We start from the raw sequence: 12,321 nt of genomic DNA on the forward strand, positions 1-12,321 counted from the left end.
AAGGATACCAGACCATTGCCTGATTGGGTTATTTTTCTATGTGACGATTTTTCGACAAGAACTTTTCACTGTCCAGTCATAATCATCAAGATTTCTAAAAACCTCAATCATCCTTTTCTCGAACTCATCTTCATATGTCGTCCCATCTTCTGCTGCGACACCGGTTAATAACCAGTTCAAGTTCACGTTATATTGTGTTCGGATTGATATAAGTGTTTCTGCAGAGGGATTACTATTCCCCATTTCAATTTCACTCAGGTTCCCTTGGGAAATTCCTATAATCTTTGCAAACTGAATTTGGTTTAGATTATTCTCTTTTCGGATACATTTGATTCTATAGCCAATGCCACTCATCAGTTTCACCACCGATCGTAAAGTCCCGTGTATCTTAATTTCCGCGTAGATAAAAGGGAGCCCGAATCATTCCCCCGGGCTCCCTTCTAGATGTTCAATCATCTTGCATTTCGGTTAACGACATTTTTTACTGGTTCATGACATCTTTTACTGGTTCACGACTTTTTTGTCATCTGACATTAATTATGACAACCCCAATCTCCCCTACTCCACCGTCACACTCTTCGCCAGATTCCGCGGTTTGTCAACATCATTGCCACGAGCCAGCGAAGCATAGTAGCTCAGCAGCTGCAGAGGGATAACCGACAACGCCGGGGAAAGCAGCGGCAGGGTTCTCGGAATGGTGAACACTTGATCCACCGATTTGGCCAGCTCCTCATCGCCGTCATTGGCAAGGCCGATAACGAATGCGCCGCGGGCCGTAACCTCTTTAATGTTGCTGACGGTTTTCTCAAATAAGGTTTCCTGTGTCGCCAGTGCGATGACCGGAATGCCTTCTTCGATAAGGGCCAAGGTGCCGTGCTTCAGTTCGCCTGCAGCATAGGCCTCGGAGTGAATATAAGAAATCTCCTTCAGCTTCAAAGAACCTTCCAGTGCCACGGCGTAATCCAGACCGCGTCCGATAAAGAACAGGTTGTTGTGTGTTGAGATTTGCTCTGCAACACCCTTAATGGCTTCCGATTGCTCCAGAATCGCTTCTACTTGCTCAGGAAGCTGCTTCATGGCTGCAATAATTTCTGCCACCTCGCCCGCTTCCACTGTCCCCAGAGATTGCCCCAGGTGCAGTCCAAGCAGATAGAACGCCACAAGCTGAGAGGTGTACGCCTTGGTAGACGCTACGGCGATTTCCGGACCTGCCCATGTTACGATCACATCATCCGCCTCGCGAGCAACCGAGCTGCCGACCACGTTCGTAATCGCGATGACGCGGGCACCGTTCCGTTTCGCTTCACGCAGCGCGGCAAGCGTATCTGCTGTCTCCCCGGATTGGCTGACCACGATAACGAGCGTGTTTGGCGTAATAATCGGCGCACGGTAACGATATTCGGAAGCAACATCGGTCTCAACCGGAATACGGGCCAAGGTTTCAATGACCGTTTTTCCGACTAATCCTGCATGATAAGCCGTACCGCAGGCAACAATATGAACATTGCGCAGCTGCTTGATTTGTTCAGCGGTCATACCGATTTCTTTCAGCTCCACAGCTGTACCCGCATCATTAATGCGGCTGCCCACCGTATCCCGGTATGCTTTGGGCTGATCATAAATTTCTTTCAGCATAAAATGATCAAAGCCGGCTTTTTCCGCCGTAACAATATCCCAATCGACACGGAATAATTCCCGGGAAATAAAGTTCCCCTCGATTGTCATTAATTCGACGCTTTCTTTCGTCAGAACTGCCATCTCATAATCGTTCAAAATATACACATTTCGCGTATATTCGAGAATGGCCGGGATATCTGAGCCAATGAAGTTTTCACCTTCACCAACGCCGATAATCAGCGGGCTGGCAAGACGAACGGCAACCAGCTTATCCGGCTCATATTCAGTCAGAACGCCCAGGGCAAAAGCGCCGCGCATCCGTTTAACCGCCTGCTGAACCGCTTTGACGATATCGCCCTCGTACAGCGAGGCAATCAGGTGAGATATAACCTCTGTATCGGTTTCAGATACGAAATGATGTCCCTTTTCAATCAGCTCTTCCTTCAGAGCGATATAGTTCTCGATAATACCATTATGCACCACGGAAAATTTGGACGAATTGTCCGTATGCGGATGGGAATTCACATCCGATGGTTTACCGTGTGTCGCCCAGCGGGTATGGCCGATTCCGATGTTGCCGAGCAGCGGCGCATCGCCAAGCTGTGATTCCAGAACCGCCAAGCGGCCCTTTGCCTTTTTAACCTGCAGACCCTCTTGTGTAAATACAGCAACACCAGCCGAGTCATAGCCGCGGTACTCCAGCTTTTTCAGGCCTTCAATCAACACTTCCTGCGAGTTACGCTTTCCTACATAGCCTACGATTCCACACATATATATAATTCCTCCGAATTTTCAAATGAACAGCAAATCCCCTTCATGCCGGAGTCTTGTCTGAACGGTCGCCCGATCGTTTTCCCCTGCCGGCTTAACGGCCCTGAATCAGGCCGGGAGGTCCCCGCCGATTATCCGAACACCTTCCACCTCGTCAACTTGCAGCGCCGCATCCCAGTTTCTCATAAAGGTTCTCATACAAGACACAACCGGCGGCGCATCATACAAGTTCTGGCGCTTTCTATTGCAGGACTGCCTCGACCCTCCTTTTTTGCCCATGAATAGATATTCTCATCTTATGCATTTTCACCCCCGTTTGCAACAGTCATTTCATACGGAAGGCTGATAACACAGTGACATTTCCCTGACTGCAAGCCATCATTTCAAGGTCCGGTTCGACCCCGGCGGATCGGCTAAAATAAAACATCCCCCGGCCACCTGTGCCGGAGGACAACTTGCATTCATGCCGTATTATACGAGCTCCGTACGAATAACCTCAGCAATCTCCTCTACGTACGCTTCTACCAAATCCTTCTCCGGACCTTCAGCCATAACACGGATTAACGATTCCGTCCCCGAAGGACGAACAAGAACACGGCCATTATCTCCAAAGCGTTCCTCAACCTCGCGGATGATTTTCTCCACATTGGCATTGCCGTTCAGCTTGCTCTTATCCGCTACACGCACATTAACCAGCACCTGCGGATATTTCCGCATCATGCTTTTCAGCACACTGAGCTTCTTGCCGGTTGCCACAATAGTTTCCACAAGCTGCAGCGCCGTAAGCATTCCGTCACCTGTCGTATTATAATCGAGGAAAATAACGTGCCCCGATTGCTCCCCGCCCAGATTGTAGCCTCCGCGGCGCATTTCCTCCATTACATAGCGGTCGCCGACTCCCGTTTTGGCGGTTTTCAGGCCCAGGGACTCCGCCGCCTTGAAAAATCCGATATTGCTCATCACCGTCGTAACGACGGTATTTTCCTTCAGCTTGCCCGCCCGGTTCAGAGCGTCTCCGCAAATGCACAAGATATAGTCGCCATCGACCTCTTCCCCTTGGTCGTCTACCGCAATAAGCCGATCCGCATCCCCGTCAAAAGCAAGCCCAAGCGCGGCGCCATGACGAATAACCTCCGCCTTCAGCAGCTCCGGATGAGTCGAGCCGCAGTTTTTATTAATATTTTTGCCGTCCGGCTCTGCGCCGATGGTTACAATGTCTGCACCAAGCTCCCGGAACAGCCTTGGAGCCAGCTCATACGCGGCGCCGTTGGAGCAGTCAAGCACAACCTTCAACCCTTGGAAGGAATGGCTAATCGTCGTTCTGAGATAGTCCAGATACATATACTTGGCCTGGGGCTCATCACTGACCATGCCCAAGTCTCCGCCCTCAGGACGAGGGAGCTCATCCACAGGTGCATCCATCAGCCGCTCGATTTCAAGCTCCGTTTCATCAGAGAGCTTAAAGCCGTCTCCGCCGAAAAATTTGATCCCGTTATCCTCAACAGGATTATGCGAAGCGGAGATCATAACCCCCGCATCCGCTCCGAGCACCCGCGTCAAATAAGCAACCCCCGGCGTAGAAACTACGCCGAGCCGGATGACGTTCGCTCCGATGGATAATAATCCGGCTGCAAGCGCCGATTCCAGCATCGGGCCGGAAATACGCGTATCCTGGCCAATAACGACCTTCGGGTTTTTCGTCTGTCCGGTTAGCACATATCCGCCGCAGCGGCCGATCTTGAACGCCAGCTCCGGAGTAAGCTCTTTATTGGCAACGCCTCTAACGCCATCTGTTCCAAAATATTTTCCCATGTGTGTTCGACCTCTCCCATGACTGATAGCATCTCAACGGATGTTTTTTATCTACGACTGTATCTCTGCACATCAACAACATGTGCATGAACTATATCACGTTTTTACGGTGAGCTAAGTTTCTGTTCCGGCTCTTTTTCTGAGCTGCCGGCGCCTGTATTCCCGGTTGATGTGCTGGCGCCCGCTTCAGTCCCGGCATTCGGCTCTGGCGTCCCCTCGGCTGCCGATCCTCCATTGCCGGAGCCTTCAGCGCCTGTTGCAGGCGTTGTGCTGGCAGGTGCCTGCGGCTCCGATGTCGGCGTTGCTTCCGGGGTTGCCTCCGGCGTAGTCTGCGGCTTATTCCCCGTGTTCTGCCCCGCCTTCGCTGTAATCTCCACCGTCGCCTTCACTAAGCCGCCGGTACGCTTCACGAACTGCGGCAAATTAAAGGCTACCGTCACCTCATGCAGGCCTGGAGTCAAGCTGCTGACATCGATTGCAGCTTGCACATCCTGCAGCTGTACCTTATCCAGCACATCCGGCGCCCCTTCTAATGTCACATCTACATTGCCGGGCTCCGGCACCCTTACCTTCGTCGTGTAATTCGAGCTGCTTCCATTAATCTTCAACGGGACATTGGCAAACGTCCGGGTTACAGAAGGAACAACCTTCACTTCCACATCCAGCTTGGTTGGCTCCACCTGGGTGACCCTCGGTTTCAGCGGGACCTCCAGCTTCACCGTCTCATCCTTACGGACATTGGACAAATTCAGCTCCGCGCCGTCATAAAACTCCATTTCATCCAGAACCTCCTGCGGACCGTACACCGTCACTTGGGACACACTAGGCGTGTAGGAGCTGATACTAAAGCCGACCGGGGGCAGACCTGTAATTTTAATTTGCAGCGGCATCTGCTTGAACGGAACCGTCACCGGCACCTCCACATCCACCACGGACTGCGGTGTAATGAGGGCATTGACTTCCTTGCCCTGCTTATCGTATACCGCCAGCTTTACCTGCTTGGTTACGGCTGCTTTAGCCCCGTCGACATTAATTTCACCCTTTACCGAGTCCACTTCATCCAAGCGGCTGCTTGGCACAGTGACATAAACCTTGCTCGGTTTAACTACAGGCTGCCCTGCCTTCAGGCCTGATGCCGGAGTGCCTGTAACGTTCATCGTAATGGGAACTTCCTTCGTAACCTTCTCCTCCATGTTTACCTTTACAGTGGAAGGCTCGATATCTATGCTGACCCCGCTGGGGAAGCCCTCAGCCCGAAGCGGCACATCCGCATGAGTTCCTTTTCCATACTTGGTGAGATCAAGCACAATCTTAACCTGATCCGGATTTAGCTTGCGCAGCACGGAAGCCGTCCCCCGCAGTGTAATCATGACCGTTTCCGGCTCAATGGACCGGATCGCATACATGGTTTCATCATATACCGGCCTGATGCTCACATTGCTTATCGTCTTTACCTGGCTATCCGAAATGGACGACGCGCCGGACCTATCCATATCAATTTGTACAATGACCCATAGCAGAATGCCCAATACAAGGGCAATTACACGCACTACATTGACATTACGCAGCCATTTATCCACGCTGATCCCTCCATCTCCGCCAGAAAGGGACCTTTTTTTCCTTCAGCTTGGTTTTTGGACGCAGCTCTTCAAACAGCTTGGATATAAGTGATTCTTCCTTAATATCCCGGACCATTTGACCGTTGATAGTAAGCGAGATTTGTCCCGTTTCCTCGGACACAATAACGGAAATCGCATCCGAAACCTCAGTCATCCCAATCCCTGCGCGGTGTCTTGTCCCCAGCTCTTTGCTGATGAACGGATTCTCCGACAACGGCAAATAGCAGCCGGCCGCCATAATTTTATCGCCCCGGATAATAACCGCCCCGTCATGCAGCGGTGTATTCGGCTCAAAAATGTTAATCAGCAGCTCGGAGCTAACCAAGGATTGCAGGGGGATGCCGGATTCCACATAATCTCCAAGCCCTGTATCCCGTTCGAATACGATAAGTGCGCCGATTTTACGCTTGGACAATACATTGACTGTTTTCACCAAATGCCCAATCGTCTGGGCCACATCCTGCTGCTCGTCCGAAGCACCTCGCGAGAACAGCTTGCCTCTGCCGATTTGCTCAAGCGCACGCCGCAGCTCCGGCTGGAAAATAATAATCAGCGCCAGCACACCTACGGTGAACATTTGGTTCATCAGCCATTTCAGTGTGTTCAGCTCAAACCAGTAGCTAATGGCCCAAACCAGCACAACGACGAAAATCCCTTTGAGCAGCTGAACAGCCCTTGTTCCGCGGATTAAGATAAGCAGCTTGTATATCACATAGCTTACAATTAATATATCAACAATGTCTTTTATGCCTACATCACTGAGCAGAGTCATCGGACTAGTCCCCCATTGATTCGCCGCAAGCGCCTTTTCTTTAGTATATGTACCGCGGCCCTATGCAAACTCCTCTTCTCTACGTGTATCATACCATATTTTCAGCAAAAAACCTCCCTTCGGACCAAAAATCCAGAGGGAGGCAAATACACCCAATCAAGGTTCGAACAGTTGATTTACTTTCAACCACAGCCAGTCTATTGCCTGGTCGATTTCCTGAATTTCCCCGCCGATAACCGCCGTGGAAGCCAGATTCACACTGCCGTCCACAACGACCAGATTCCCCTTCACCTGGCCCTCGACAATCATTTCACCGTTCTCCACCAGCAGATTTCCGTTAACGGTATGTCCGGCCGGTACTACAACCCGTTTGCCGTCAATCACAACCTGACTCAAATCCGAGCCCCGCACCATCAGCTCGGTACCTTGGTTCCAGAGCGTCATCAGGCTTCCCATCATGAGAAAAGCCGTAACCGCCGCAACGGATATTCCCGGATGCCGCTGCAGCCATTTCATCGCTATCTTGCGCCGCGGTGAAGCCGGCAGCGCCTGCATGATGCTGTATGTCAAACGTTCCGAGCAAGGCGGGATACGTGTACCCATTAATGAAATACGAATCAGCGCCTCCGTTTGCTCGAGCTGTTTATACCGCTCACGGCAGCTAGGACATTCCGCCAAATGCGACCTTAATGCCAGTTGATCCGCGGCATTCAGATCACCCTCCAATGCATCATGCATCTGTTTTGTGGCCTCTTTGCAATCCATTGCTAATTCTCCTTTCTATCCTGCTCCGCCATCCTCAGAGAAGACTTTCATTTTCCAGCTTCTTGCGCAAATACTCCCGGCCCCGATGCACCCTCGTTTTCACCGTGGTAACCGGCATATTCAGGACATCCCCTATCTCCTGAAGAGACATATCATGCAGGTATCGCAAAATCACGACCGACTTATATTTTTCAGGCAGCATATCAATCGCTTTGCGGATCTGTGCCTGTGTTTCGGACAGCACAACCTGGCTCTCCGGTGTTTTTTCTTCACTAGGAAGCGCATCATACCAATCCATGCCTTCCGTATCACTAATACCAGCATCCAAAGAAAAATTGGCTTTGCGCTTACGCAAACGGTCGATACTTAAGTTTGTGCCGATCCGGTAAATCCAGGTCGAAAATTTCTGATTCTCATCATAACGATGCAAATTCATGAACACCCGGAGAAACGTCTCCTGCACAATTTCTTCAGCTTCATGAGCATTGCTCAGCATGCGATAGGCCATATGATAAATTTTATCCTTATAAATTTCGACAAGCTCGGAGAATGCTCTGCGATCCCCATTCCGCGCCAGCTTGGCAAGCCGCGTCTCGATATAGTTCACCAGTATTCCCCCAAAAGCGCAATGTTCACCGTCATCACTCCTTCTAACATTACGATACAACGCTCAAAAAGTTTCACTCCTGTACTATAATACAAAATTAACCAAAGCCTTGACCATTTCTCGTTTAAATCAGATATATATGAAGTCTATATTTACCTGTAATAGTCTGTACTAGCCCGTACTGGCCTCTTATACAACGACAGCTCGTTTGGAATTTTTCAGCGAAGTAACCCCTGCTGGTAAAGAAATGCTTCGAGCAAAAATCCTAGACTTAGCAAAAAAGCCGGGCCCCTTCTAAATAAGAAAGTGCCCGGCCGTTCTTTTTATCATAACCTGCGGTCTTCATCGCGTATCAGCCTGTATTACGAAGCCCCGCGGCAATACCGTTAATCGTAATTAATACTTCACGCAGTAGCTCTGGATCATCCTGCTCTTGTTCACGAAGCGATCGCAGCTCCTGGAGAAGAAGAACCTGAATGTAGCTTAGCGGATCCACATACGGATTCCGAAGGCGGATGGACTCTTGAATAACCGGAACATTATCGAGAATTTCCTCTTGCCCGGTAATTTTCAGAATCAATTCAGAGGAAAGCACATACTCCCGTTCAATCAAACCGAAGATACGAGCTTTGACTTCATCATCCTTCACCATTTGTACGTATTGTTCAGCAATCAGCAGATCGGCTTTCGCCAGCGCCATTTGCAGGTTGTCTATCATAGAGCGGAAGAAGCCCCACTGCTCGTACATCTGCTTCAAAATAGCCAAGTTCTCTTCCTTGTCCTGGTAGAACGACTGCAGCCCTGTTCCACCTGCATACCAAGCCGGGAACAAATACCGGCTTTGCGTCCAGGCAAACACCCAAGGAATCGCACGTAAATCTTCAAATTTATCGCTATTTTTCCGTTTGGAAGGACGGGAACCGATATTAAGCTCGCCAACCTCCGGCAGCGGTGTAGATTCTTTAAAGAACTGTAGGAAATCGGGATCGCGGAAAATCAAATCCTGATATTTCTTCAGAGCTTGTTCGGAAATTTCCTTCACAATGGCTTCCCAATGCGCTTCCGTTTGCTGCGTTTGTGGATAACGGGCCAGCATCGCAGCAGTTATCAAAGCCGACGTCGCCTGCTCCAAGCTGCGATAAGCAATACCCTGCAAGGAATAGCGGGAGGAAAGAACCTCTCCCTGCTCCGTAATTTTAATCCCGCCACCAAGTGTTTCCGGAGGCTGTGCAAGAATACTGCGGTTCAGAGGCATTCCGCCCCGTCCGAGCGCGCCGCCCCGTCCATGGAAAAACTTAAGTCGAACATTATGCCGCTTAGCTACAGCAGTAATATCCTGCAAAGCTACACGCAGCTCCCAGTTAGCTGTAATGGCTCCGCCGTCTTTGTTACTGTCCGAGTAGCCCAGCATAATTTCCTGCAGATCGTCCATAGCTGTTACGCTTTCACGATAAGCAGGAATACGGAACATTACATCCATAATTTCCGGCGCGGCGTGCAAATCATCAATGGTTTCGAACAATGGCGCAGATTGAAGGGTACAGGTTACTGTTCCGTCCTGATTGCGGCGGTACAAGCCAACTTCCTTCGCAAGCACCATCACTTCAAGCAGGTCACTAGCGCCTTGAGTCATACTAATCAGATACGTACGGATACAATCCGGTCCGAATTCTTTTTGTGCTGCCTGGATTGTACGGTATACGTTGATGCATTCCGTAGTGCTTTCAGAGTATTCCAAATAAGGCGATGTAAGCGGACGAGGCTCACTCAGCAAATCGCTCAGCAGCTTGATTTTATCCTCTTCCGGCAAAGAAGCGTAATCCTCTACGATTCCCATCTTCGCAAGAATTTCAGCCATGGCCTGCTCGTGTTCTTTACTGTGCTGACGAATATCCAATGCCGCAAGATGGAAGCCAAACAACTCCACCTGGCGAATCAGCTTGCATACATAAACGTCCGCAACAAAATCAGCAAAATGATTGCGCAAGCTGCGTTCTACGATAAGCAGGTCCAATTTGAATTGATCCGGCGAAGTATACTTCAGGCTGCTATCTGTAATAGCCGAATTGCGCGTATTGTGCAGCTTCTGCAGCATATAAGAAACTTTGATGCGATATGGTTCTTTCTCATTACGCCATACTTCCGAACTGCCCACCCCATGAATTTCACGGTCTGCAGCAATAGAATCAATCAGCTCCTGAGAAACATTGACGATATTTTTACTGAAGCTCACATGATCCATCAGTTCATGCAGAACTTCTTCATATTTTTGAAAAACCATATCCCGATGCAGCGTGAGAGCTTCCCAAGTTACATCAGAAGTCACCGAAGGATTCCCATCACGGTCCCCGCCGATCCAAGAGCCGAATTTCAGGAAGCTTGGTACGTGCCATGTATAATCGGAATAATACTTATGCAAGCAGCGTTCCAGCTCACGATATACGTTAGGAAGCACATCAAACAGCGTCTCGTCAAAATAATACAATCCGTTGCGCACTTCATCCAGAACCGTCGGCTTGCGATCACGAAGCTCGTCCGTTTGCCACAATGTCAGCACTTCACACACCAGTTTCTCGCGAAGGCTTTCCCGTTCCCGGTATGTTAATGTCGGGTTGTCCAGCTCCATCATTTCACGAGCAATACGTTGATGAATATCGAGGACGGCACGACGAGTCGCCTCTGTCGGGTGCGCTGTCATAACGAGCTCCAGAGACATCCCCTTCAAAATATCTTGTACCTCTTCAGGCGCAATATTCTTGTTCTTCAGCTTTACAATAATGCTTTCGATGGAACCTGGTTGAATCGATTCACCTGCTGAACGCTCATAATCCCGTTTCCGGCGGACACGATGGTTCTGCTCGGCAATGTTGACCAATTGAAAATAAATCGCAAAAGCGCGAATTACTTTATGGCGCAGCTCCGGCTGGAGAGATTTAATCTTGGATTGAAATTGTTCGAACAAGTCCGGCACGAATTGAGCACGCAAGGATTTACTCATTTCGCGAATTTCTTCGACCAGGTTGAACAGCTCATTCCCGCCCTGCTGAACAAGCACTTCCCCCAGAATATGACCTAGAAACCGAACATCCCTGCGCAGCAGGTTGCCTGTAGCAGGGGATTTTGTATTCTGCATAACTGTATCTGACATATTTCTCTCACCTCATCCTTATAAAATACGACAAATAAACGAGTTTTCCTGCCGATTATTCGCATTTTGTCGATGTCTTTTCTCTTTCTCCTTAGTATATCCTGATAACACGATTCGTTACTAGTCTTATTCCGTACAATACGAAAAAAAACTGGATAAACGAGAAAAAGCCTTGTTCAACAAGGCTTTTTCAGCGAAAGCGGGTGATGGGAATCGAACCCACGCTACCAGCTTGGAAGGCTGGAGTTCTACCATTGAACTACACCCGCAAATATAATGGTCGGGACGACACGATTTGAACATGCGACCCCCTGGTCCCAAACCAGGTGCTCTACCAAGCTGAGCTACGTCCCGACGATATGAAGATAATTAATACGTGCCCTGAGAGATTCGAACTCCCGACCTTTTGATTCGTAGTCAAACGCTCTATCCGGCTGAGCTAAGGGCACATGGAGCGGACGACGAGATTCGAACTCGCGACCCTCGCCTTGGCAAGGCGATGCTCTACCACTGAGCCACGTCCGCATGGTAAATTACTTGATGCGCGTGGAGGGACTTGAACCCCCACGTCGAGGACGCCAGATCCTAAGTCTGGTGCGTCTGCCAATTCCGCCACACGCGCACACATAAATGGTGAGCCATGTAGGACTCGAACCTACGACACCCTGATTAAAAGTCAGGTGCTCTACCAACTGAGCTAATGGCTCGCAAATGGCTGGGGATCTAGGATTCGAACCTAGGCATGACGGAGTCAAAGTCCGTTGCCTTACCGCTTGGCTAATCCCCAATAAGACAATGGTGCCGACTAGAGGACTTGAACCCCCAACCTACTGATTACAAGTCAGTTGCTCTACCAATTGAGCTAAGTCGGCATATTCATCAAGTTAAATCTTATGGTGGAGGCTGAGGGGATCGAACCCCCGACCCTCTGCTTGTAAGGCAGATGCTCTCCCGGCTGAGCTAAGCCTCCATCTTAAAGTGACCCGTAGGGGATTCGAACCCCTGTTACCTCCGTGAAAGGGAGGTGTCTTAACCCCTTGACCAACGGGCCCCGTCTCGTAAGCTTCCAACCGGGATCGAACCGGTGACCTCATCCTTACCATGGATGCACTCTACCTACTGAGCTATGGAAGCATATGGCTCCCCGAACAGGACTCGAACCTGTGACAACTCGATTAACAGTCGAGTGCTCTACCAACTGAGCTATCAG

Annotated in this window: 8 protein-coding genes and 11 tRNA genes; all 19 read right to left on the bottom strand. The window is 49.9% G+C overall.

Annotation, left to right across the window (positions count from 1 at the left end; all coding sequences use genetic code 11):
* Positions 1-36 precede the first annotated feature (36 nt).
* Complete coding sequence (locus tag WBG83_RS21685; RefSeq protein WP_336747473.1) at positions 37-354, bottom strand: helix-turn-helix domain-containing protein; 318 nt, start codon at positions 352-354, stop codon at positions 37-39.
* 204 nt (positions 355-558) lie between these two features.
* The gene (gene glmS, locus WBG83_RS21690) at positions 559-2,388 is read right to left on the bottom strand and encodes a glutamine--fructose-6-phosphate transaminase (isomerizing) (protein ID WP_336747474.1); all 1,830 of its coding nucleotides are present in this window, start codon (positions 2,386-2,388) and stop codon (positions 559-561) included.
* A gap of 471 nt (positions 2,389-2,859) precedes the next feature.
* Positions 2,860-4,200, bottom strand: a complete 1,341-nt coding sequence (gene glmM, locus WBG83_RS21695) for a phosphoglucosamine mutase (protein ID WP_336747475.1) — start codon at positions 4,198-4,200, stop codon at positions 2,860-2,862.
* A gap of 104 nt (positions 4,201-4,304) precedes the next feature.
* Positions 4,305-5,780, bottom strand: a complete 1,476-nt coding sequence (locus WBG83_RS21700; RefSeq protein WP_336747476.1) for a CdaR family protein — start codon at positions 5,778-5,780, stop codon at positions 4,305-4,307.
* Positions 5,773-6,591, bottom strand: a complete 819-nt coding sequence (cdaA, locus tag WBG83_RS21705; protein WP_336747477.1) for a diadenylate cyclase CdaA — start codon at positions 6,589-6,591, stop codon at positions 5,773-5,775. Before cdaA ends, WBG83_RS21700 begins: the two co-directional genes overlap by 8 nt.
* Before the next feature lie 156 nt (positions 6,592-6,747).
* A complete protein-coding gene (locus WBG83_RS21710; protein ID WP_336747478.1) occupies positions 6,748-7,356 on the bottom strand; it encodes a zf-HC2 domain-containing protein in 609 nt (202 codons plus the stop codon).
* A 34-nt stretch (positions 7,357-7,390) separates the two neighbouring features.
* Complete coding sequence (gene sigW / locus WBG83_RS21715) at positions 7,391-7,963, bottom strand: RNA polymerase sigma factor SigW (protein ID WP_336747480.1); 573 nt, start codon at positions 7,961-7,963, stop codon at positions 7,391-7,393.
* A 352-nt stretch (positions 7,964-8,315) separates the two neighbouring features.
* Positions 8,316-11,111: a phosphoenolpyruvate carboxylase gene (gene ppc / locus WBG83_RS21720; protein ID WP_336747481.1), complete on the bottom strand. Its 2,796-nt coding sequence runs from the start codon at positions 11,109-11,111 to the stop codon at positions 8,316-8,318.
* A gap of 198 nt (positions 11,112-11,309) precedes the next feature.
* Positions 11,310-11,380, bottom strand: a tRNA-Gly gene (locus WBG83_RS21725).
* A gap of 8 nt (positions 11,381-11,388) precedes the next feature.
* Positions 11,389-11,465: transfer RNA gene (locus WBG83_RS21730), tRNA-Pro, on the bottom strand.
* Between the two features lie 21 nt (positions 11,466-11,486).
* Positions 11,487-11,560, bottom strand: a tRNA-Arg gene (locus WBG83_RS21735).
* A 1-nt stretch (position 11,561) separates the two neighbouring features.
* Positions 11,562-11,636, bottom strand: a tRNA-Gly gene (locus WBG83_RS21740).
* A 16-nt stretch (positions 11,637-11,652) separates the two neighbouring features.
* A tRNA-Leu gene (locus tag WBG83_RS21745) sits at positions 11,653-11,733 on the bottom strand.
* Between the two features lie 9 nt (positions 11,734-11,742).
* A tRNA-Lys gene (locus tag WBG83_RS21750) sits at positions 11,743-11,818 on the bottom strand.
* Positions 11,819-11,823: 5 nt separating this feature from the next.
* Positions 11,824-11,898, bottom strand: a tRNA-Gln gene (locus tag WBG83_RS21755).
* A 9-nt stretch (positions 11,899-11,907) separates the two neighbouring features.
* Positions 11,908-11,983: transfer RNA gene (locus tag WBG83_RS21760), tRNA-Thr, on the bottom strand.
* A gap of 22 nt (positions 11,984-12,005) precedes the next feature.
* Positions 12,006-12,081, bottom strand: a tRNA-Val gene (locus tag WBG83_RS21765).
* Positions 12,082-12,090: 9 nt separating this feature from the next.
* Positions 12,091-12,162: transfer RNA gene (locus tag WBG83_RS21770), tRNA-Glu, on the bottom strand.
* Between the two features lie 10 nt (positions 12,163-12,172).
* Positions 12,173-12,245: transfer RNA gene (locus WBG83_RS21775), tRNA-Thr, on the bottom strand.
* Positions 12,246-12,321: the final 76 nt, after the last annotated feature.

Source organism: Paenibacillus sp. y28, from assembly GCF_037137075.1.
Taxonomy (GTDB): Bacteria; Bacillota; Bacilli; order Paenibacillales; family NBRC-103111; genus JBBBNV01.